Source organism: Fusibacter ferrireducens, assembly GCF_015352425.1.
GTDB classification, from domain to species: Bacteria; Bacillota; Clostridia; order Peptostreptococcales; family Acidaminobacteraceae; genus Fusibacter_A; species Fusibacter_A ferrireducens.
In genome coordinates this window covers 218,666-243,527 of sequence record NZ_JADKNH010000009.1, presented here as the reverse complement: position 1 = coordinate 243,527, position 24,862 = coordinate 218,666, and the positions used below count along the sequence as shown (strand labels likewise).

Sequence of the window (24,862 nt, the reverse complement as noted above, 5' to 3'; positions counted from 1 at the left end):
ATTTCCAAAATTGCCTTAATTAACAGGAGTTTGAGACTAGATATAGATAAAACCTCTTAGTTATATTTGACTAATTCTTTAGACATCGAAGACTTGCATACGTGCAGGTTTTTTGTAGTTTCATAAGGATAATTATTTCACAATTGAAATGTCAAGAAAATTCGGGAGGAATGTATGAAGAAACATGTAGCTTTGGGGTTAGTGGTCATGCTCATCATGTCGCTATTGAACCCGTGTATAGGTTTTGCTGCTGATCCTACGTCAGTTTTTAAGACGTTTGATGTAGTCCTACAGGACGCATCTGGGGATGATGTATTAGGGGTATACTCTAACTATGACGTAGACGAAAAAACACTGTACATTTATGCACCACAGAATACATCGGGCAGTAGTATTATTGTTCAGGGTGTTAACGCAGATGATAGTCTTACACCTGTGAATATGACACTTAGTAATGCTGAAACACCCCAATACGTCTATGATGATAGTACACATGAGCTCAATTTAGGCGCAGTTCAAAGTGACTATAAGGATGAGGTTCACGGTACGATAGATGGAAGTTATGACGTGGTTATAACTGTCTATAAGGGGAATTTGGGTAGATTGAAGGTACATACAAGTGACAGTACCGGTGGAAATGAAGCCTATTTCAGTGGTGATGTTCGGTATACTATTGGATACAAGTTTACTGATAATTCTGAGAAATTGAGTTTTACAAATGGTGTTGTGCATGACGGGGATTTATTGATTCCGCTGGAAAGTGATTACAGGGGAGTAGCTTATGTCTATACAGTAGTATCTCCAATGTATTCGCCTAATTTTGGGATGCAGGCGAACACACAGGTGGTAGATTTGACTGGATATATGTCTACAATGGATGCTGATATAACAGACCTAGGAGATGCCTATCTACAGGCACCAACAGTCACAGGATTTGTCTATGATAAGTCAAACCTACCGGTTAATGACCCAGAAGTTGTCATAAAAACAGCTTATACGGGAAGCAACCCTAATTTGACGGATTTGTCTTGGAATCTTGGTATATGGCATGATACATCTGACGAACGAAATGTTTTTTTAGCAGCACCTCTTGGTACTGATTTTGCATCAGAGTGTGATATTGAAATCAGCGATTGGTATGGCAATATAGAGCCGATCAGTGACAAAATTAATTTGTATGCAGGGAGTGCAAATTTCATTGAAAAAGATCCAGAAGATGCGCCCATTGTAGATCCAGATGACTTTAAGGTACAGAACATCTTTGAATGGGCAACTGCATATACATTTAGTGTCAACGGTACTTATACTTCAACAATGGTTGACGCACCGCTTTTAAGTGTCGTGGTAACGCCGGATAGAGCTGTTTTAGAATCTATTGAAAATAAGAGTGGGGATTTATCTAACATACAGAATTTAATGCACGAATATGTCTCTGCAAGTCCTGGGGATCAAACGTTTATGATGACAAGTTCGATTTCCGGATTATTGCCAAACACGGTTTATTATTATGCAGTGGTGCATAGTGTTTATATGGATGCTCCGGTTGTCGCTGTTCCAGGAACATATCAATTTTTTGGAAGTGACATTAAGAGTTTTACAACGTCTCAAGCACCAGTCTTGCCAAGTTGTACTTTTGAAACACAAGTTCTTGATCAAGGGGCTTATTTTAGTAATGTCCAAGTAACTGCAAATTCAAACGATTATTCAAATATATCTTTTTTAGGTGCTGAAAGTAGTGCAACACAGGATTTTGCATCAATAAAAGAGTATAAAATACCATATTATAATCAACAGAATATACCCCCATTCCCGATTGAAATGGTAGGTGAAACCACCTATTATAGACCATTTGTGGAAGTGACTTCAGGCGAACGCGTGTATGGAGAAATAAAATCGATGACGCGAGCATCCGCACCTACTGCGATAACTTTGAGTGCTGTTCCCGGGGTTAAGGCCGTGTCATGTGATGTTGCCGTTTCTGGATTGAATTGGTCGGGTGATGGCATTTTTGAAGTCCTGTACTCTAAGACAGCTGGTTTCGAAAGCTATGAAACGCAACGACTTTATGCTCTTAAAGGGGGGCAATTTATTCTGCTTATTCAGAATTTAAGTGAGAATACCACTTATTATATCAAGGCAGTTGTAAGAAGTGCAGAGATGACTGGTACAACTGTGCTTGAAAGTGATGTTGTAACCCTTTCTACAGGTTCGGATAGCGTTGTAACCGTGTCTGATCTTGGAGACAATCAAGCGCTCTTTGATTATCTCGTGAAAGTCTCTAATAAGACAGAGAGCACACTAATGGAAAGTGACTTGGAGAGCAAGACTAGCATCTATGCGGACAGCAGTTTCCCACTAGATACACTGGTTGACTTTAGAGGCATTGACGCACTTAAAAATTTAATAGGTATTAATTTAAAGAGTGCTCCAAATCTCACTTCTTTAGAAGGCATTGAAAAAGCCGCCTCAATACAATATGTTGCAATTCAAAATTCGAAGATTAGCAGTCTATCGCCACTGTTATCATTAACAAATCTGAAACATATCAATATTTCAAATTCAAATATCAGCGATATTAGTGGTGTGGAAGCACTAACAGGGTTAGAGTCGCTTTCGATTGATAGGAGTAAATTGACAACATTGCCTGATTTAAGGACATTGGTCAATTTAAACATTCCAGAAGCTATTATGGGTTCGAGTAGTGAAACTTTTTATCTTAGTTTTTATGAAAATGCGATTCCAGATTCAGAATTTGTGGCATCTAAGATACCGGCTGCTTATATAAGTAATACTGAGTGGAGAACTTTCCAAATTGCAAGCCAAAAAGAATCTTTTGATCCAGATATACGCATAGCACCAGAGTATTATGGAAACTCAACAAATGTACCTTTCTTTGTGGAAATATCCAATGTAAATGCGGTTGGATACAAGCTCAATGTGACGCTTGGAGGTACACCTGTTAATGATTTAGATTTTGTATCTTCTTCAGAATGGGGTAATAATGGTTACTATAAGGCAGGGATTGATAATGCACTTTCCTATGTAGCTGCCAATACGCCTGTATCTGTCGGTATTATTGTTGAAGATGATGCTGGGAATGAGATCTATAATGAAGTCCAAACCGTTATATTTAGAACGGATTTGAATGTGACGACATATGAAACCTCTAGATATTTGACGCTTGGAATGCCTAATATTTATTATACTGGCGAAGTATATGAAGATTTCAGGGGTTATGATATCAAAGCGGTCAGCGTTTTGGATCAGACTGGAAAGCAGGTTATGTCGTCAACGGATATTGGCTATAATCATTTTCACAAATCTTCGCTTTATGAAGATGAACGATATAACGGACGCTTTAACCATGACACGCTTCCTCAAATTAGTGGAGCTTTTTTAGATGGTTCTTTATACCGTGTTGCAGATATGCCAGTGGGTCTATATGATTTACAAATTGAACTTACTGACGGCAGTAAGATTATCCAGACTAATGCATTTGAAGTGGTGGACCAGCCTCTTGTCTGTGGCACAAGCAGAAAATATAATTCGCCATTTCCAACAGAAGATCATGATACCATATATGTTAATGTAGTAGGTTATGATTTGGATCCTGAGCAAATCAGACCCGTTATCAAGTCTGCAAACGGTGATATCTTGGCAGAGATAAGTGGTTGGAGATGGGATTATAAAAACCTATATGAGCAGAGGCTCTCTTTTGAATTGACCAAAACAGCTTCTGCTAATTGGACATCGAGCAATGAAAAGTTACTTGAACCTCGACTTATGATTGAAGCAGCTCAAGGATATGATTTGAGAGTTGAGGCTCAGGATAAGGCTATCTTTTATTATGAATATAATAGCATCTATTACTCAACTTATAATCCAGTTGAAAAAGTGATCGAAATTAGAACAAGTGGTTATGCCGATGGTAGCTATGATGTGGAGTTAATGGATCAGTATACCCATAATACAGCTATTTCAAGTGCAAAGGTGTCAATTGTCAACGGTATTGGCAAGATTAATTTTCAAAAAGAAGGGGAACCATATCCATTTGAAGAGAATACAGATTATGCTTTTGTATTGATTGATGGTCCTCAAAGAAATATGGGAAACTTTTATTGCAATCGTGTGGCACTTGATACAGATAAAAACGACTCATATACGACTTATTTTAAAGAACATGTCAATTCGGATGTGGGTAGCAAGTCATTAGAAGTTTATTTTATCGATGAAATAACAGCAGAAGATGTTGTTACTGCAACGCTGGAGAAAGACGGCGTACCGGTGCAAACAGACATACCTGTTGAACTTTCAAGCAGAATGCTCAATGACAAAGTGGCTATTTTTGGCGTTATAGATTTAAATCTTGTAGGTGTAAATCCTGGTGAATATGATGTCTTTTACTCAAAGGCAGGCACACATTTGAAAGCGAATTTGCGTCTTGTGGTGCTTGATGCAAGTAAATTTATACCTGATGGTATTTATGCTGTGATGACAGGGGCAACAACAGGCAAGGTGGAGATTTATACTTTTGGTCAAGCGTTGAGCTCTGATAAATTCGAGGTGACTCTTAAAGATATTTTTGGAAATGAAATTGTAGGTGTTCAGTCTACAATTGAATATGATTCTGAGCATAATTCATACAAAATCATGTTGACAAATTTGCCTGGAGATCAGGGGCTTATGGAAGCAAAGGTGACTTATGATGGCAAGGAACCTTATTCTGAAGATGATATGGAACGCCTTTATTATGATGACAAAAAATACGCGTCGCTTATGGAAGCACAGAATTATCAGAATAGAACATATTTTGAATCTTATGATGGTTATGTAATCAATGGTGTCACAGGAGAAGCTACAGATTTTCCTGTAACTGCGAAAGTCTACAATCCATATGATACAGGTCTTGTTAAGCAGATTACTTTAGCTACAAATAAGGATTTTGAATCTTCTGATTTAACGGGCTTAGAAAAAGGCGTAACCTATATTGCGGTCTTATTCTCAGCGTCTGGCGAAGTCCTTGATTTGCGTCAAGATGTCTACTTTAGCGGTATTGATGGTGAATCCGGACCAGAGATAAGTGTGACCGGAGTAAGCTTGGATAAAACAGAGCTCAACTTGTCAACGTCAGCAACAGAGCAATTGCGAGCAGTTATTGCACCATCAGATGCAAGCAATTCTTTAGTAAAATGGTATTCAAGTAATGAAGCTGTTGCCACAGTTTCGGGAAGTGGTCTCGTAAGAGCAGTTGGCACGGGAATCGCAAATATTACAGTTGAGACTGAAGATGGCAGTTTTAAGGCATCTTGCACGGTTAATGTAACGCCAATTAATGTCTCTGTTTCAGGAATATCGCTCAATAAGATGGCAATCACATTATCAAAAGATGAAAAAGAGACTTTAGTCGCTACTGTACTTCCAGATAATGCAAGTAACAAAAGTGTTGTATGGTCAAGCTCTGATAAGACGATCGCTACGGTTAGCCAGAGTGGTGAAGTGATTGCACTGAAAGATGGCAAAGCTACGATTATGGCTAAAACACAGGATGGTTCATTTGAAGCTAAGTGTGAAGTCTCAGTTGTGACGGGCATTACGGTTACAACGGGTACTCTATATTCAGACCAAACAGAAATAGGAATGGTCAATGAAGTGCTTCAAATAGACGGTTCAAAATTCCCTGTTTATGAAGAGGCATTTAAGGATGAGACCAATAAGCCACTTCTTTTAACGGTCAAGGGTGTGGGAGCAGTTTTAAGCAACACAGAAGAGTTGCAGTTAGCAGTAACCTTTGATGAATTATCACCAATACAGTTTCAAACTACAGGTGCGGAAATTATAGCGGGTAAGACTTTTGAAATGCTTCGTCCTACAACACTTCTTGATGGAGAGCATACAATGAAAATCGTTTTATTGAAGGGCAATGAAGAGTTTTATCAAACGATTGCAAAAGTCAAACTTTCAAATTCAAAAATATCAGCGACTGATATCAATACCAATATAGCAGGTGTAAACCTTTCTGTAGGGGATATAAGCTATGTAAGAGCAACTGTTTTACCACTTAATGCTACGATTAAAACTTATACTTGGGCATCGGATAATCCTTCGGTGGCAACTGTGGATGAACAAGGTAAAATAACGGCTATTGCTGTGGGGTCTGCTAAACTCACTGTAACTTCAACGGATAGAAATTATACAAAAGAAGTTATGGTCACTGTCAGTGGTAATATCAGCGGCAGACTGCTCAAGGATGGAAATCCAGCAACCTATGCATGGGTATATCTTGAAAATGCAGATAAGACAGAATACTCAGCGTACACAAATTATAAAGGCGAATTCGTCTTTAAACGTGTTAAGCCGGGAACGTATACGTTAAAAGCAAATGCATTTGATGCAGGTTATGGCAATATTTCTCAAGCAGTTCAATTGACAGAGGGCTCTAAGACATTAGCACTTGGGGATTTATCATTTGCTAGTATTTACTCACATGATGGGGTACTAAAAGTTAATATTAAAAATGAATCTGGGTCAGCACCATATACAAATGAAGTCTATGTCTATCTCAACAACTATGACACGGGCACATATAAGTATGTAAATGTAAAACCAGATGCAAATGGAAACATTATATTAACGGGATTATCTTATTCAGATGAGGGGTTAAACTACGATTTCTCAATTTCAGCAAATGCCTTTTGGGATTACAAGACCTTTAAGCTGAGCAGTTCTTCACACAATGTAGCTTTGAACTTCAACATTCCAATAACCTATACTGTCAGTGGGAAGCTTACAAATGAAGGCATAGCTGTTCCGTTTGAATCTGTAGTACTCAAAGGTTCGGAGCAAATGTATTGGGGTTACACAGATCAAGAGGGTAATTACACGTTTAATGGCATTAAATCGGGGGCTTATACACTCGGAGTAGATGACTATTCGAAATTTATCGTTAAGACGGCAGACGCTGACTTAGCGGTGACTGTAACAGATACAAATTTAACAGATAAAAATTTATCCGTTATCACAGGTGCTGATTTGGTCGGAAATATCATGCTCAATGGAGCAACACCGGCTTACAAGGCATATATCAATTTACTCGACGGGAACGATCAAAACATCGGTTATGGCACGGCTGGAACGTCAGGATTCAGTATGCCAGGGGCTATAAAAAAAGCGGGAACGTATAAGCTTCAAATTTCAGGTGTGATGAATGAAGATGGTACGTATCCAATGTATCAGTCAACGCCAACTACTTTTGTTGTGACGGAGGATGCGATAAAGACAGGAAGACTTTCTTATAATGCAAGCTATTCCCTTGTAACAGCAAATTCAATTCTCTCAGGAGAAGGCAACAACGTCGTAGCTGATAAGGCGCTCGTTAAAAAAGGTGATTTAATCAATGTCACAGTTAAATACCAAAATAATGGTTCACAAAATGCAACCATAAACTTTTCAATTTCGTTACCAAATGGCATAACGGCAGTAAATAGTAGTGATTTAAACTTCACGGTAACGGATTTGGCTGCAGGTCAAGCAGGCCAAAAACAGATCCCAGTGAGAATCGGTGATTTGACTGAAACTTATGTGAGCGTAGAAGCTAAAGCTACAGTTGCAGGTGCCAGTGGTCAAATCGATGTTGGACAGGTGACGCTTGAAAAAGTGGGCATCAGCATCAATGGACCTGAAACAGCTAAAGTAAGTGAAGCCATTAAGATATATGGTGAAGCTACAGCAAATACGAATATTGTTATTAAAGATATGATTAGCGGCAGAATTTTGGCGACAACAAAGCCAAATGGACGTTGGTATTCAGCGAATGTAACTTTAGATACAGTTGGCAAATATGCTTTAATGGCACAGATTGCAACAGATTCTGGCAATGTAACAGAAGTTTCAAAATTGCTTGAAGGTGAAGTATCTGCTGATCCGATTGGCATCGAAAATGTCAAGAGTTCAAGTGCAGGCATGTCAGTACTTCCAGTTAACAAAGTTATTGGTGTAAGAGCCTTTACCGCATGGGTGGATTCACATTTAAATGGTAGAGATATTAATATTGGCACCAAATTTGATAAAACCAATGTAACGGAGCTGGTTTACCATTTCTCAGGCAAGGATTATACAGCAACTAAGGATTCTAGTGGCTACTTCACGGCCAATCTGACAGGTTGGAGTGGTGCAGGTCTTAAAACCATTACAGCAACGGTTAAGACCAATGATGGTAGAACATTAAACTTTATTATTGCAGAGGTTACAGTTCTCATTGATCCAAGTGGTTATATTGTGGATAAAGAAACTGGAAATCGTTTAACAGGCGTCACTGTGATTTGTGAGGTTCAGGATACGGGCGCAGGGACTTGGAGTACCTGGAATGCTGAACTATATGGCCAGACCAATCCACAAGTATCAGATGCAGAAGGTAATTACGGTTGGATGGTACCTGAGGGGACGTACAGAGTAAGAGCCATTATGAATGATTACGACTCATATCTTTCAACAGAAGATACTGAACATCCAACCAATCAAGTGATTGTCATTCCACCGGTCAGAACAGATGTAAACATCTTCTTGTCTCCAACGACTTGGGTGACAGCTGTTTCAATCGATACTCTGGAATCAACAGTAGAAATGGGTAAGACGCTTCAATTATCAGCAACAGCAATACCGAATGATGCAGTAAATGCAGAAAATATCAAATGGCGTTCAAGTAATACAGCAGTAGCTTCAGTTAGTGATTCCGGTAAAGTTACAGCAGTAGCTGAAGGCACTACGACGATTACAGCATATTTTGATGCGACAGCAGGTGAAAAAGTTGCAACCAAAGAAATAACCGTTGTAAAAGCGACACAATCTGGTGGGGATACACCTGGAGATAATACGGGTGGAGACAATACAGGTGGAGACAATCCGCCTCAGGACAATTCAGATGACCATGATGATCATGATTCAGGAACTCAAACGCCAACGCCAAGCATTCCAACATCAGGCGGTGTTGTTGTCGCACCTGGTAGTGCAACAAAACCAACGTCTGAGAATAGTGTGGAGAAAGTTTTTGGTTCTAACGGAGAGTTTACAATGAAGGGCTCGGATTTAAAAGTTCTAAAATCCTTGACCATCAAGGGTGCTGTTAACTTGACATTCGATGAAAAAGCTCTTGAAGCTTTTGGTCTTTCGGAATCTGTTTCGGTGAAAGTGGTAACTGTAGATCCAGTGGTACTTTCTGAAAAATCAAAGGCAGTTATTGGAAATCGTCCGGTATTTGAATTTACTGTGAAAGATGGTGATAAGATCATTTCGAATTTTGGTCTTGGAAAGATTCGTGTTGGAATACCTTATCAATTATCTGGAAATGAAGATCCAAACAATTTAGTTGTTTACTATGTATCAAGTGAAGGTGAATTACAGCCAATGGCATGTGAGTATAAAGAGGGGATTATCACATTTACAACCTCTCATTTCTCTAAATATGCAATTGGTTACAATGAGGTTGTATTTGGCGATGTCAGTGGATGGTATGCAGATTCGGTTAAATATCTCTCAAGCAAAGGCATTATAAATGGTGTGGGTGCAGGTTTATTCATGCCGAATAAAGATATCACTCGTGCTGAGGTTGTTCAGATTCTTTCTAAGCTTGCAGGTGCGGATTTGTCTCTTTACAAATCGAGCAACTTTGTAGATGTAAAAGTGTCAGATTGGTATATGCCAGCTGTGGAATGGGCAAAATCAACAGGGCTTGCAAATGGTACAGGTAATGGTATTTTTAACCCTAATGCACCTATTTCACGCCAAGATTTTGCCGTTATGATCAATAACTATTTGAATAAGGTTGAAAAAATAGAGCTTCCAGCTGTCAAGCCAGTTGCTGTATTTGCTGATTCAGCTTCTGTGGCATCTTATGCAAATGTGTCAGTTGATATGATGCAAAAGACAGGATTGATCTCAGGGAAACCAGGCAATCTATTTGATCCAAGCGGCAAAGCAACACGCGCTGAAGCCGCAAAAATGCTAGAACTCTTGCTTAAGGCGATGCTTCAGTAGCATTGAGCAATAGAATATTATAGAGATGAACAAGGTGGCATATTAGCACCCTACGAGCAAGCGTCCTCGGCTTTTGGCCTGCGGATTGCTCTACGGATGCTAATATGCCACCTTTTGTATGTCAAACAATTTGCATCTATGCCTACACATCAAAACCCCCAATACCATCCCCGCCGGGAATCCACAGGCGTAGCCGAGGACGCTTCCCAAAGGGAATGGTATTGGGGGTTTTTTGGTTAGAATAGATGCAAATCAAAACGGTAAAAACTCCGTCTTTTTATACTGCGAATAATGGCCCATCATGTTGAGATTAAAATATTTAAGACTTCTTTGCGGTTGATCGCCTTTATATTTTATTTCCCAAGCAATATCCGAGAGTTGCCATTTGCCATTGATGAAGTTCTCGACCCAGTAGTGAGAAACCTGTTCGTTGGTGCCTCTCACAATTCGTGAGGGGATGTTCATAGAGCGCATTAAGCCTGAGTATAAAATGCTGAGATCTACTTCCGTGCCACTTTTTTTAGAAATCATTTCAGTGGTGCTGGAAAGCGTGTTGTTTTCCAAAATGGGCTCATAGGTGTAGTTGGCAAGCAGCCATTCATAGATCATCTTTGACTTTGCATAGTCATTCGTAAGATTATATGTCAAACTGTTTGCGGTTTGATAAACAATGTTGGCATCATAGTCAATATAATCGGATGGCAATAAGAATTTTATGGCATCATCAGAAGTATTGATTACACTGAACTTCATGACAATTTTTTTGGAATCAATAGGCATCTCCAGCGAGATGGCATTATTGACGATTTCATCAAGTGTTGGCACAACTGTGTTCTGATCCCCATTTTTATCTTGATTTCCATCTTCGGATAAAGGTGCATCCCCCTTCTCCTCAACCATTACAGTGACATTGTGTTTACCGAGACCAAAAGGCGTAAAAATATTGGCTTTAAAGACGCCGTTTGCAATAGGCGCATAGTATTCTGTCTTTTCAGAGCCTTTAGAGACAATGATGTGCAACCCTTTTAAAGTGGTATCTTCAGGAAATGTACCGCTGAATAAAAATTGATTTTCGACAATCATATTGGAGTAGAGTGGCATATCCAGATGCATTTCATTTTCATAAAATTTACCGAGTTCAATGTAGTGCTCGCTATTGTCATCTACAGTGAGTTTGCTGATCTGGAAAGTGCTCACAATTGTATCGAAAATGGCCTTTGCATCATTTGGATCTACAGTGTCATTGATTTCGCCTTCGAAAATATAGCCGTTATTGTTTTCAAAAAAAACATAAATGTACTTCCTTTTAAGCTCTTGATGGCCTTGGAAATCATATGTGATCACATGACATAGGAAATTACTGTAAAGGCGCTCAGAGGTCTTTAAATTTGAAATCTGATTGCCATATTCATACCTTAGATTGTTCACCAGGGCATTGGATAAAATGGCTCTGGTGAAATCACTATTAAGCGGCAATACTCGGGGTTCAAATCTATAATATTCATAATCACTTAAATAGCCATAGGATGCATACGTGTTGTCAATTTTTTCCCAATACTCTGGAATAAAAAAACTGATGCCCCAGTTGAGTGTGGTGATTTTTTTATAATGGCGGCCTTCAAATTGTTCATACTCATATAAGTTTTCTCTGAAATCCAAATTGATACTATGTGATTTGGAATCCAAATTATAACTGAGACTAAATACATCTGCAATAAAAGTAGCTGGGATAAAGATTTCACCAGATCGGATAAGGGGCGTAATGCCCATAGAGGTCGCTTTGCCGTTTACATAGGCAATATCGTTCCCAATTTGAATTTTCACAAAGACATTGTCTCTGTAAGCTAAAAGCTGTTGGGATTGATCAATCCAATAAATTTGAACGCCCAATTTTTCAAAAACAGCACGTGCAGGCACCATAATTTTATTTTGAAAATAGATCGGTGGATTTGTGAAGAGGATTTCAAAATCATCTAAATAGACTTTCGCTATAATTGGATCGCCATCCATAATGGGTGTGTTAGCGTAAGCAAGTGTAGGCATTATCAAAATTATAGCAAGCAAGCACATAAGTAGCTTTTTATTCATTGCAACCACCTTCATTTGATTTGTCTACAGAAGTATGTTAGTATTATCTGTAGCAACAATTCTATTTATTCTAGTGAACATCAATTCTTTGTGTGAATTTTCTCAGAACCATTCTTTTTTGCAATAACCTAAATTTCCCCGAAGAAAATAGAAGGACATCTCCTTTAATATATCACAATTTGACTATTTTTAAACGATTGTTTATCAATTATTTTGTTTGTTCATTAAAATTTAAAAATTACATAATAACGTTGCAAATTGGAGGAAAAATGGATATTAGAACATTGCGCTTGAAAAAAGTTCAAGACTTGAAAGAGATTGCTAAAGCGATGGGATTTGAAGATTTGACAAGGCGTAGAAAAGATGATTTGATTGATTTGATCATTAATGGCAACCAGGAAACTTCAGAGAGTGAGAACGATGAAACCATTGAATTCATTGAGGATGACTTTTCGGAGGACATGAACGAAGAGGATTTAGAGGACGACTCCGAGGAGGATTGCATCAGTGTAGAGGACAAGTCGAACGAGACGGAATCAAGGGGCAAAAGGGAAAATAATGAAGGCAAACAGGATGTGGAAGGTGTGCTGGAAATTATCGAACAAGGCTACGGATTTTTAAGATTCCAAAACTTTTTATCCAGTGAACTGGACGTCTATGTGTCCCCTTCTCAAATTAGAAAATTCTCCATGAGAACAGGGGATAAAATTATGGGCGTAACGCGTACGCCAAATCCTGGAGAACGCTTTCGGGCACTTTTATATGTAAAACAGATCAATGGTTTGAAGCCAGAATCCAATGGGAAAAGACCTAAATTTGATGATTTGACGCCAATGTATCCAACTTCGAGATTTAAACTTGAAGGCGATTCTAGGGAACTTGCCATGAGAATCATAGACATTGTTTCGCCAATTGGAAAAGGTCAAAGAGGGCTTATTGTAGCCCCGCCTAAATCTGGAAAGACCATTTTACTTCAAAAAATTGCGAAAAGCATTTCTAAAAACTATCCTGATGTGGAGCTCATTGTGTTGCTCATTGATGAGAGACCTGAAGAAGTAACTGACATGAAACGCTCTATTAATGCAGATGTGGTCTACAGTACTTTTGATGAATTGCCTTCTCATCATGTGAAAGTGGCTGAAATGGTGCTGAATCGCGCCAAAGCACTTGTTGAACAGAAAAAGGACGTGGTGATTTTACTCGATAGTATTACCAGACTGGCAAGGGCATATAACTTGGTGATGCCTTCTAGTGGCAAGACATTGTCAGGTGGTCTTGATCCAAATGCCCTTCACAAGCCTAAGCGTTTTTTTGGCGCAGCAAGAAATGTTGAAGAAGGCGGATCGCTTACGATTCTCGCCACAGCACTTGTAGAGACGGGATCTCGAATGGATGATGTCATCTTCGAAGAATTCAAGGGCACTGGCAACATGGAGTTGATTTTAGATCGAAGACTTTCTGAAAAACGGATATTTCCATCTGTTGATATTAGGAAATCCGGCACGCGACGCGAAGAATTTTTATTCAACAAGAATGAGCTTGAGGCCGTATGGCGTATCAGAAGGCATCTGGATAAGTCAAACAGTGCAGAGAGTACAGAAAAATTAATTGATACTTTGATCAGCACAAGAAACAATGACGAATTCGTAAAACTCATAAATAGGGATTTTTTATAAAAGTGATTGAAAGTCTTAATCAACTGTGGTACAATGATAAGGCTTGAAATTAGATTATCTATTATTGATATAAATTTTAGAAAGAAAGAGGTGAACAATAATGAAACAAGGAATTCATCCAGATTATCATGAGATTGAAGTACACTGCGCATGCGGAAACAACTTCAAGACTAAATCGACAAAAGAAGAGATAAGAATCGAGATTTGTTCTGAGTGTCATCCGTTCTTTACAGGTCAAGTTAAACAAGTAGAACGCGGCGGTAGAGCAGATAAATTCAAAGAGAAATATGGTCTTAAATAAATTTGAGATTGTTGAGGTTGGGAAAAATTCCCAACCTTTTTTGTTGTTAAAACGACATGAATTAAAACGATTTGATTTGAACCGAAAGAATTTTCAGAGGTTCTAATTGGAGAAAGCGTCAGCAAGAAGGCGTTGGAGGCATTGTGATCATAAGAGAAGCTTGTATAGACAATTTTGAAATGGCTTGTATTGCAGCACGGAACCATGCAGATCGACTTGAAGTCTGCAAGTGCTTAAACATAGGAGGCGTAACGCCTGATGAAGACATGCTCATGAAAATTCGGCAAAAAATTAAAATCCCCTTGATGGCTTTAGTTAGGCCTAGGGGAGGCGATTTTATATACACAGTTAAAGAATTTGAAGTAATGTTGAAAACGATTGAACTCTGTAAAAAATGGGGATATCAAGGTATTGCAATTGGAGCTTTAACAAGTGATGGCGAGGTTGATAAAACGTATATGGAAGCCTTTATGGTGGCAGCCACAGGCATGGAAGTCACTTTTCATATGGCTTTTGATGAATGCAAGGATCTGTTTAGGTCCATGCATTGGCTTAAGGACATAGGCGTTAAGAGGATATTGACAAAAGGTGGAAAGCACTCGGCGTTTGATAATATAGAGTCTTTAAAGGCACTTCATAGGGAGAGCAAAGGCGAAATCATCATCATGCCAGGTGGTGGCGTGACAAAGGACAACTACCTTGAATTGGTAGAAAAAACAGGTGTATCTGAGGTGCATGGCAGTAAAATTGTTTGAGAGGACATTCAAATTCAAGTATATCAATGGTAAAATAGAATGTAACAAATAAGCAGCAAAATATTAATCCGCTGGGGGCAAATAAAATGGCAAAATTATATTTTAGATATGGTGCAATGAACTGTGGAAAGTCCACGGCTTTGATGCAAGTGATGTACAATTATAAGGAACGCGGCATGCATTCTATTATCGTCAAACCTTTTACAGATACAAAAGGGGGCGATCAAGTGGTTTCAAGATTGGGGATCTCCAAGACTGTGGATATCTTAATCAAACCCGAAGATGATGTGAATCAATGTGTGGATCAATATTTGAATACACATGGCAAAGTGGATTGTATTCTTGTGGATGAGGCCCAGTTTTTTAAACGTCATCATATTGACCATTTTTTTGAAATCGCAGTTAAGCGCAATATACCAGTGATTTGCTATGGGCTTCGGACAGACTTTTCAATGAGAGGATTTGAAGGTTCTGAACGGTTGCTTCTTTTAGCGCATAGTTTAGAAGAACTCAAAACCATTTGTAGATGCGGCAGAAAAGCAATTCTCAACGGCAGAAAAATCAATGGAGAATTTGTCTTTGAAGGGGATCAAGTGGCTATAGATGGCGAGAATCAGGTGGAATATGAATCACTCTGTGCTTCTTGTTATTTTGAATTTAAGGATAAGGTTTCCAAGTCGTGAGGGTAGATCATGTTTTACCTCCTGAAAATCTTGAAAAACTGATTGATTATGTCTGGATTGTGCAATACTCTGATCTTCCAGTGGATAAGAGAGAAGATCTGATTATGCCGCTTGGACATCTCAATATCATATTCAACTTTGAAAGCCTATATGACATGGTTCTGGACAATGGCAGCTATGATAAAGTGCCGAATGTCGTCGTTGTCGGTCAGATTCAAAGTGCTAAGAAAGTATTCTATGGAGAAAATGTCTATCAGATTGGCATTTCAATTTTGCCACCTGCATTTATGTTGCTTTTTAATTTAAATTGCAACGAAATTACGGACCGCACAATGACTGGCACTCCCGAACTTTGGGATCTGTTCTCGGCGTTAAAACAAGAGCTGTCTGCTGAAGCACGTGTCAGACACATCTATGCTTTTTTAGAGACAAGATTTGAACTCTATTTGGAAAATGACCAGTTAGACACTGAAATGATGGATTATATAGAAGCGCATAGCGCAGAGTTTTCTGTTAAAGCAATGGCAGATTATTTTTATATGAGCGTAAGCACACTAGAGAGACAGTTTAAAAAGAAAATGGGATTAACACCAAAAGCGTATGCTGATATTATTAAATTTTCAAGTCGGATAGGCGATGCAGAAAAACTACAATCACATTATTATGACCAAGCGCATTTGATTAAAACCAGCCAAAAATACACCGGTAAAACGACAAAACAATTATCCGAAACACAAAATGAATTGACGTTAAAGTATATATTGGAAATGAGTCGAAAGAAAGATGGTCAAAGTTGATGATTTTTTACAATTATTTTTGGGTAACCCTTTATATAATAACGATATAAAGTTCTATAAGGAGGTTGATTCAAAGATGAATTATTATGTAAGTTTTATACTGTTCTTAAATGTGACGTTACTTTCGATTTTAGTTCCAGGAGGTCCCATTGAAAATCGCGATTTCAGTAAGTTGAAAGGTGTGGTGTTCTGGGGATTTAATATCTTTTTGATTTCACTGGGGGTAATGACCTATGTGACATCTTATTGGATGCTGAAATCATCTGAGTTTGCTGTTTTAGGTGCAAAGGTTGTCTCTGTGCTCTATTTTTTAGTTTATGCACTTGATTTAGGGAAAATTTTTCCCAAATCGCCAACTGAAATGTCCAAGACGCTCATGTTGCTCGAAATAGTAAACATGTCACTGGCAGTTTATCTATTTATATTAGCCATTACGATGTAGGGAGAAAAGATATGTTAGACTTTAAGGCTGTTGCGCTGTATTATTTTTCTGGAACCGGTAATACTTTGGTCGTTGCAAAAGAAACTGAGGCATTTTTCAAACAAAGAGGGTACTCAGTGACCTTCACTGAAATGGGGACATCTGCTTTTCAAGAGCAGGATCACTCTACTTTAATAGGTCTCATTTTTCCCGTGGCGATTCAATCTACTTTTCCAAATGTATGGCATTTTATTGAGAGCTTGCCTCAAAGCAATGGGCAGTCGATTTTTATGATTGATACAATGGAAGCTTTTTCTGGTGGTGTGGTGGGGCCTGCAAAAAAGATCTTGACTGAAAAGGGCTACAAGTGCGTTGGTGCCTGTGAGATCAAAATGGCCACAAGTATGCAAACTTCTCAAAAAAAAGTGGAAGAAGGTCTCAAAAAACAGGCGTTGGTGATCCCAAAACTAAATTCATTTTTAGAAAAGTTGATCCAAGGAGAAACCAAATGGAGACGTGTGCCTTTGCTTTCTGATTGGATGCGCATGATCTCTAAGAATCGAAAGATATGGACTTCCATGAGTGAAAAGATCGAAGTAAATCATGAAGAGTGTGTTCAGTGTAGCAGCTGTATCAAGCATTGCCCTATGCATGTGATTTCATATGTGGATTCAAAAATTTCAATCGATCATCACAACTGTATTGCTTGTATGCGTTGTGTCAATTACTGTCCCAAAAATGCCTTTATGCTCAACCAAAAGCATTTGATCCAAAAGAAAACCGTCAAGCTAGATGCCCTAAAACCCCAAAAAGAGTAAGACACTGTGTGAAGTGCATGGATATAAGGCAAGTGTATAAGGATTCCGCTCTATTGTTTGATCCAAAAGATCAAAGCAAATAAAGTGGGAGCCTTTTTTTGTGTTAAAATTAATTACTATAATTTTACTTGCAAATATGATAAAATAATTAACAGTCGTTTAATGGAATAGACATGTTATTAGACTATAATATAGAAGAAAATCTTTGAATTTCGCTATTGAAAGGAAGTCGTATGTCAGAAAAAAAGATCAAATATACAAGCATTGGTGGGCAGGCCTTAATTGAAGGGGTTATGATGCGCGGCAAAGAAGACATTGCTATTGCCGTTCGCAAGCCAGATGGTAATATAGAAGTGAAGATGGAAAAAGGTAGCCCAATTGAAAAGTGGAAAATCGCGAAAATGCCAATTCTCAGAGGCGTTTTCAATCTAGTTGCCTCTATGACTGTGGGGATTAAAGCGTTGACTTACTCAGCTGAATTTTACGCTGAGACAGATGAAAATTACGAACAGTCTAAATTCGAAAAATTTTTGTACACAAAGCTTGGCAAGCGTGCAGATGACATTTTAATGGCGATATCCATTTTGACCGCTTTTGGTTTCGCACTAGTGCTCTTTGGCATAGTGCCTACTTTTTCAGTGGGTTTGTTAAAAAGTGTCATTACGAATCAAATCTTATTGAGCGCAATTGAGGGCGTCGTAAAAATTGGCGTGTTTATCGCTTATATTGTCATTATCTCTCAGATGAAAGATATAAGACGTGTCTTTCAGTATCATGGTGCTGAGCATAAAACCATACATTGTTTTGAACATGGAGAAGAAGTTACTGTTGAGAATGCGAGAAAGTATACGACGTTGCATCCAAGATGTGGCACGAGTTTTGTATTTTTAGTTTTGATGATCAGCATCATTTTGTTTACTTTCATAGGTTGGTCAAACTTGATTATAAGAATACTGACAAAAATTGTTTTGTTACCTCTTGTGGCAGGGCTTTCGTATGAGTTTATAAAAATAGCTGGCAAATCACAAGCGGGCTGGGTTAAAATGATTGGTGCACCAGGTTTATGGATGCAAAAACTGACGACAAGAGAACCCGACGATCAACAACTTGAAGTGGCAATTGCTGCTTTTAAAAGCGTTTTAGATCGCATGGGCTCGGATTTGTAGCGGAGGCACTTATGACAATTCAAGAGGTTCAAGTGTGGTTAAATGAAGCATTACAGCCGATTACTTCAGAATGGGAAATTGAATCTAAATGGATGCTTTGTCATGTGCTGGATTGCTCTGTGTTAGACTTGATCATTTATAAGCAGCAGGCGATTACAGAAAAAGCTTATGGCGATCTTGTGGAAATGGTGAGAAGGCGGGCGCAAAGAGAGCCTATTCAATATATATTGGGTGTTCATGAATTTATGGGATTGCCCTTTAAAGTGAGCAAGGGGGTTCTCATTCCAAGACAGGACACAGAGTCGCTTGTGGAGTACATCATTCAATATGTGGATGAGCAACCTACAAAAATACTGGACATAGGAACGGGCAGTGGTGCCATAGCAATTTCTCTAGCACATTACTTAAAATATTCTGAGGTGACAACAGTGGATATTTCAGAAGATGCACTTGAAATCGCAAGAGAAAATGTGAGACTGAATGGCGTGGAAGAAAGAGTGACACTCTTAAAAAGTGATTTATTTGAAAACATTGAGCCTCAAAAAATGGATATAATTGTGTCGAATCCACCTTATATTTCTGAGAAAGATTTAAAGATGCTTGAACCCGAAGTTAAGGATTATGAACCTGAACTTGCGCTCTTTGGTGGGAAGGATGGCCTTGATTTTTACAGACGGATTATTCCTAAGTCAAAGTCGTACTTAAAACCCAATGGACTGCTTATCTTTGAGGCGGGTTATGATCAATCCGAGAAAATTGTAGAGCTCTTTGAAGTAAATGGGTACGATAATATCGGCGTTTTTAGTGATTTGCGTGGTGTACCACGATTTATATATGGTCATTTTGAAAATGCCATGATGGGTTGAATTAAAAAATTCAACTTATAAAGGATAAATAGAACGGATAATTGGAGGAAGTTATGTTTGACAAGTTAGAATTTATTGAGGAACGATTTGAAGAGTTGGGGTTGAAGATATCTGACCCTGAAGTTATAAATGATCAGACGCTTTGGCAAAAGCTCATGAAAGAACATTCGGAGATGTCTCAAATTGTCGAAAAGTACAAAGAGTATAAAGCTGTAAAACAGGGCATTGAAGAAGCTAAAGAAATGCTTCAAGAGAGTAATGATGAAGAAATGCGAGAACTTGCAAAGATGGAACTCTCTGAACTTGAAGGCTCAATTGAAACCATTGAAATGGATCTTAAAAAACTACTTTTGCCTAAAGACCCAAATGATGATAGAAACGTTATTCTAGAAGTGAGAGCAGGTGCTGGTGGCGATGAGGCTGGTTTGTTCGCAGCTGAACTCCTGAGACTTTATATTAGATATGCAGAAAGGCGTCGCTGGAAGGTTGAAATACTCAATACAAATGAGACTGGCGTCGGCGGGATCAAGGAAGCTTCTGTTATGATTAAAGGCCAAGGTGCGTATTCTAGGCTTAAGTTTGAAAGTGGCACGCATCGTGTACAGAGAATTCCACAAACGGAGTCAGGGGGCAGAATACACACTTCAACTGCTACAATTGCAGTGCTTGCCGAGGTAGATGATGTTGAAGTTGAAATTAAGCCCAATGATCTTAGGATAGATGTTTTTAGGTCTTCTGGAAATGGCGGACAAAGTGTCAACACCACTGACTCTGCTGTTAGAATTACGCATATGCCTTCAGGGTTAGTGGTAAGTTGCCAAGATGGCAAGTCGCAATTGAGCAACAAAGAAAAGGCAATGCAAGTTTTAAAGGCGAGACTTTTTGAAATAGAACAGAACAAGCAAAATGAAGAAATCGCAGAAGAGAGAAGAAGTCAAGTTGGCACTGGTGACAGAAGCGCCAAAATCAGGACTTACAACTTCCCACAAGGGCGTATAACAGACCACAGAATACCTGTGACGATGTATAAATTAGACAGTTATATGCAAGGTGAAATTGATGAGATGATTGATGAACTGGTGACTTTTTTCCAAGCGGAGGCTATGAAATCGTTAGAGGCGTAATTGTTATGTTTCTCATGGAAATTTTAAAGTTCGGTTAAACCCCTTGAAGTGTCTTTTTTTAAGGAGTATACTAATTCAGTGGACTAAATCCAATGGGGTGGGTTAGTATGGAATCGAAATATTTGTTTTTACTTCAATTAGCGGCAATTCTTTTGGCAGCACATGTGGCTGGCCTGATCAGTGAAAGACTAAAGCAGCCTGCAGTACTTGGACAAATTATTGTCGGATTGATTTTGGGTGCTGGGTTTATGGAGAAGACTGAGATTATCAACCAATTCGCAGAAATTGGGGTCGTGCTCCTAATGTTTATTGCAGGGTTGGAGACGGATGTAAAAGAGTTAGTTGAGTCAGGCAAATCCTCATCAATGATTGCTCTTGGAGGCGTTATTGCTCCTGCTGTGCTTGTGTTTGCTGGAATGATGTTGATTGTGCCTTCACATGATAAAACGGTGGCGCTGTTTTTAGGCGTTGTTGCCACAGCAACATCTGTCAGTATTTCTGTGCAGACTTTAAGAGAGATTGGAAAACTGCGGACAAAGCAAGGCATTATGATTTTAGGTGCTGCGATTATAGATGATGTGGTTGGCATTGTGCTCTTGACGCTTTTAGTAGGTATGGTAAGTCCTAATGCGACGAGCTCTGTGTTCATGGTCATCTTGAAGATTGTGGTCTTTTTCGCCATCTTATATGCGCTTGGGTTTGTTGTCATCAGGGTGTTAAAGAAAATCGATGATAAGTTCATCGTTGAAGATAAAGTGATTATATGGGCGATTGTATTGTGCCTGTTTTTAGCTTTTTTATCTGAGGAATTTGGCGTTGCAGCGATTACAGGTGCTTATTTTGCGGGTCTCATTTTTTCGATGACTAAGCATCAACATCAAATTTCACATGAAATCGGCAAGATTTCTGGTTTTATATTTACCCCAGTATTTTTCGTGGGTATAGGGATGGACATTAACATTATGGAAGCACTTTCGGCGCTGGGGATTGGTTCAATTCTCATTGTATTGGGATCACTTGGGAAAATAATTGGTTGCGGCGTAGGTGCAAGACTCTCTGGATTTGACAGTACTCAATCTCTTCAAATTGGTGTTGGGATGGTACCTAGGGCAGAAGTTGCAATTATTGTTGCCAATTTAGGCCTTAAGATGTCAATCTTAACACAAAAGGATATGGCAGCGACGATTCTTATGGTGCTTGTGACCACATTGATAACACCGTCACTGTTAAAGTGGACGTTTAATAGAAAACAGAAAATTGGCGAAGTACATTCGTAATTTAATATAGACATGAAAGCAGTTCTCGGAAAGGGACTGCTTTTTCTTGGATAAAGCATCAGCAAAATAGGCTTGAGAGAAAGATGGAGTGTTTCATGACCAAATTAATAAAAATAGAAGAAATGAATATAGATGCCCTTGAACTGACGCGTCTCTTGTCAGCGCCAGCAGAAGCGTTAAGGCAAGGTGGAACCGTGGCATTTCCAACAGAGACTGTATACGGGTTAGGCGCTAATGCACTTAGTGATGTGGCTGTTGCCAAAATATATGAGGCAAAAGGAAGACCCTCTGATAATCCGTTGATTGTCCATATTTCAAAAGTGTCAGAGCTCAATGAACTCGTTTTGGAGATTAAACCTTATGCTTTGGAGTTGATGTCGGCATTCTGGCCAGGTCCCATTACATTTATATTTCGCAAAAATCCTAAAGTACCTAGTAAAGTCACAGGTGGGCTGGATACGGTTGCAGTTAGAATGCCAGATCATCCTATAGCGCTTAAATTGATCGAATTATCCGGTGTGCCCGTGGCAGCACCTTCCGCAAATCTCTCAGGGAAGCCAAGTCCAACAAAGGCAAAGCATGTGATTGAAGACTTAATGGGAAAAGTGGATTTTATAATTGATGGACCGGACGCTAAAGTGGGCCTTGAATCCACAGTGCTCGATGTGACTGGAGATATGCCAATGATTCTCAGACCTGGCAAGATTACTCCGGAAATGATTGAGAATATTGTAGGCGGTTGTCAATTGGACCCGGCGATTTCAGCAGAGGACCTTGCTGGTCTTGCACCGAGAGCTCCAGGTATGAAATATAAGCACTATGCACCTGAAGCAGAGGTTGAAGTTGTGGTTGGAGAAGCTTCAAAGATTATCTTGACATTTGAATCAGCAGTTGCAAATGCAGTGGATCTCAATTACAAACTTGGCATTATGGGCTTTGAAGAGGACCTGTTGGTGCTCGAAAAATTCTTGGAGACAAAATACAAAGCGGATGTCCTAAAAAGGCATATTTTTTTATGTACACATGGGAGCATCAAGCATGTGGAAGAATTTGCAAGATTGTTATTTCAGAATTTAAGAAGATGCGACGAAGTCCATTGTGATAAGATTCTCATAAGAGGCGTTTCTGAACATGGCATTGGTTATGCGATTATGAATCGCCTAAAAAAAGCCTCTGGTGGGAAAGTAATAAGAATTTAATTTGCAATTTAGTGTTCAAAATTTTATAATGAATAGGAATAAAAATGGAGGTGCCTGATGAAGGTAGCAGTTGGTTCAGATCATGGTGGTTTGATCTTAAAAGACACAATTGTTAAGCATTTGCAGTCTAAAGGGTATGAAGTGAAAGATTTTGGCACATACACAGCAGAATCTTGTGATTATCCAGATTATGCACTTAAGGTGTCAGAGGCAATTGTAGAGGGTGATTTTGAACTCGGCGTTTTGATCTGCGGCACAGGACTTGGCATTTCAATTGCGGCGAACAAAGTAAAAGGCATTATTGCAGCGCCAGTGAGTGATACTTTTAGTGCTGAGATGGCGAGAAAGCATAATAATGCCAATATTATAGCGCTCGGCGCCCGCGTCGTTGGCGAAGGGTTAGCCATAAAAATTATTGATGAATTCTTTAATGCAGAATTCGAAGGCGGCAGACATGCGCTTAGAGTAGGCAAGATTATGAAAATAGAATCAGAAAAATTATAAAGAGGTGGAAAATGAGTAAAGTATTCGAGATGAATCATCCCTTAATACAGCATAAGTTGAGCTTGATCAGAGATAAAAATACGGGTTCAAAAGAGTTTAGAGAACTTGTAAAGGAAATGTCCATGTTGATGGCATTTGAAGTAACACGTGATTTACCTCTTGAAGAAGTTGAGATTGAAACGCCAATCTGCAAGATGATGACTAAAGTATTATCAGGCAGAAAAGTGGGTATTGTACCCATTTTAAGAGCGGGCTTAGGTATGGTGGATGGTTTCTTAAATCTTTTACCAGCAGCAAAAGTAGGTCACATTGGTCTCTATAGAGATCCTCAAACCTTAGAGCCAGTGGAGTATTATTGTAAGCTTCCAACAGATGTCAATGAAAGAGATTTAATTGTCGTCGACCCAATGCTTGCAACAGGGGGCTCTGCAAATGCTGCGATCCAATTTATAAAAAATAAAGGTGCGGCAAGCATTAAATTAGTTTGCTTAATTGGCTGTCCAGAAGGTATTGCTGCTGTTCAGAATACACATCCAGATGTGGATATCTATATTGCAGCTATTGATGAAAAATTAAATGATCATGCATATATTATTCCAGGTCTTGGTGATGCTGGAGACAGATTGTTTGGTACGAAGTAATCAATAAGGATGGAGGCGTCAAGTTGAGAACGGATAAAATAAACTACTACCTCGATATTGCAGAAGCAGTCGCTGAACGTGGCACGTGTTTGAGAAGGAACTTTGGTGCCATTATAGTGAATGAAGATGAAATTATTGCCACTGGCTATTCTGGTGCGCCAAGAGATCGCAAGAACTGTATTGATGTGGGTGTTTGTGTTAGAGAACGACTCAATATTCCAAGAGGTGAACGCTACGAAAAATGTAGATCTGTTCATGCCGAGGCAAATGCGATCATATCTGCTTCAAGGAGAGATATGATAGGTGCAACGCTTTATCTGGTAGGTAAGGAACGCATTAGTAATGACTATGTTGCTGAAGCGAATTCCTGTGCAATGTGTAAAAAATTGATCATAAACTCAGGTATCAAAAGGGTTATCATTAGAGATGATGCCAATACATCTAGAACAATTGATGTATGCGATTGGATCTACTATGATGATTCCCTTGAAAATCATATTGGATATTAGAGGATTAT

The 24,862-nt window shown here is 38.9% G+C and carries 17 protein-coding genes; 16 read left to right on the top strand and 1 reads right to left on the bottom strand.

Annotation, left to right across the window (positions count from 1 at the left end; translation table 11 throughout):
- Positions 1-174: 174 nt before the first annotated feature.
- A complete protein-coding gene (locus ISU02_RS15775; protein ID WP_194702798.1) occupies positions 175-10,029 on the top strand; it encodes an Ig-like domain-containing protein in 9,855 nt (3,284 codons plus the stop codon).
- Positions 10,030-10,281: 252 nt separating this feature from the next.
- Here ISU02_RS15775 and ISU02_RS15770 read toward each other — a convergent pair whose 3' ends face one another.
- Entirely contained in the window at positions 10,282-12,117 is a 1,836-nt protein-coding gene (locus ISU02_RS15770; RefSeq protein WP_194702797.1) for a stalk domain-containing protein, read from the bottom strand.
- Positions 12,118-12,386: 269 nt separating this feature from the next.
- Between ISU02_RS15770 and rho the strand changes: the two genes are divergently transcribed.
- From rho to ISU02_RS15695, 15 genes are all read left to right on the top strand, one after another.
- The gene (rho, locus tag ISU02_RS15765; RefSeq protein ID WP_194702796.1) at positions 12,387-13,793 is read left to right on the top strand and encodes a transcription termination factor Rho; all 1,407 of its coding nucleotides are present in this window, start codon (positions 12,387-12,389) and stop codon (positions 13,791-13,793) included.
- A 100-nt stretch (positions 13,794-13,893) separates the two neighbouring features.
- Positions 13,894-14,094: a 50S ribosomal protein L31 gene (gene rpmE / locus ISU02_RS15760; RefSeq protein WP_194702795.1), complete on the top strand. Its 201-nt coding sequence runs from the start codon at positions 13,894-13,896 to the stop codon at positions 14,092-14,094.
- A gap of 143 nt (positions 14,095-14,237) precedes the next feature.
- The gene (locus tag ISU02_RS15755) at positions 14,238-14,849 is read left to right on the top strand and encodes a copper homeostasis protein CutC (RefSeq protein ID WP_194702794.1); all 612 of its coding nucleotides are present in this window, start codon (positions 14,238-14,240) and stop codon (positions 14,847-14,849) included.
- An 86-nt stretch (positions 14,850-14,935) separates the two neighbouring features.
- Complete coding sequence (locus tag ISU02_RS15750; RefSeq protein WP_194702793.1) at positions 14,936-15,532, top strand: thymidine kinase; 597 nt, start codon at positions 14,936-14,938, stop codon at positions 15,530-15,532.
- Entirely contained in the window at positions 15,529-16,329 is an 801-nt protein-coding gene (locus tag ISU02_RS24375; RefSeq protein WP_194702792.1) for a DUF6597 domain-containing transcriptional factor, read from the top strand. Before ISU02_RS15750 ends, ISU02_RS24375 begins: the two co-directional genes overlap by 4 nt.
- A gap of 76 nt (positions 16,330-16,405) precedes the next feature.
- A complete protein-coding gene (locus ISU02_RS15740; RefSeq protein WP_194702791.1) occupies positions 16,406-16,771 on the top strand; it encodes a hypothetical protein in 366 nt (121 codons plus the stop codon).
- 11 nt (positions 16,772-16,782) lie between these two features.
- A complete protein-coding gene (locus tag ISU02_RS15735) occupies positions 16,783-17,568 on the top strand; it encodes an EFR1 family ferrodoxin (RefSeq protein WP_194702790.1) in 786 nt (261 codons plus the stop codon).
- Positions 17,569-17,801: 233 nt separating this feature from the next.
- A complete protein-coding gene (locus tag ISU02_RS15730) occupies positions 17,802-18,734 on the top strand; it encodes a DUF1385 domain-containing protein (RefSeq protein WP_207736353.1) in 933 nt (310 codons plus the stop codon).
- Between the two features lie 11 nt (positions 18,735-18,745).
- On the top strand, positions 18,746-19,600 hold the full coding sequence (prmC, locus tag ISU02_RS15725) for a peptide chain release factor N(5)-glutamine methyltransferase (RefSeq protein WP_194702789.1): 855 nt from the start codon (positions 18,746-18,748) through the stop codon (positions 19,598-19,600).
- 53 nt (positions 19,601-19,653) lie between these two features.
- Positions 19,654-20,724, top strand: a complete 1,071-nt coding sequence (prfA, locus tag ISU02_RS15720; protein ID WP_194702788.1) for a peptide chain release factor 1 — start codon at positions 19,654-19,656, stop codon at positions 20,722-20,724.
- A gap of 107 nt (positions 20,725-20,831) precedes the next feature.
- Positions 20,832-22,001 (top strand): cation:proton antiporter, encoded by a 1,170-nt coding sequence (locus ISU02_RS15715; RefSeq protein WP_194702787.1) that lies wholly within the window; start codon positions 20,832-20,834, stop codon positions 21,999-22,001.
- A 95-nt stretch (positions 22,002-22,096) separates the two neighbouring features.
- Positions 22,097-23,200, top strand: coding sequence for an L-threonylcarbamoyladenylate synthase (locus ISU02_RS15710; RefSeq protein ID WP_194702786.1), 1,104 nt, complete (start codon positions 22,097-22,099; stop codon positions 23,198-23,200).
- Positions 23,201-23,257: 57 nt separating this feature from the next.
- Complete coding sequence (gene rpiB / locus ISU02_RS15705; protein ID WP_194702785.1) at positions 23,258-23,704, top strand: ribose 5-phosphate isomerase B; 447 nt, start codon at positions 23,258-23,260, stop codon at positions 23,702-23,704.
- An 11-nt stretch (positions 23,705-23,715) separates the two neighbouring features.
- Complete coding sequence (upp, locus tag ISU02_RS15700) at positions 23,716-24,345, top strand: uracil phosphoribosyltransferase (RefSeq protein ID WP_194702784.1); 630 nt, start codon at positions 23,716-23,718, stop codon at positions 24,343-24,345.
- Positions 24,346-24,368: 23 nt separating this feature from the next.
- Entirely contained in the window at positions 24,369-24,854 is a 486-nt protein-coding gene (locus tag ISU02_RS15695) for a deoxycytidylate deaminase (protein WP_194702783.1), read from the top strand.
- Positions 24,855-24,862: the final 8 nt, after the last annotated feature.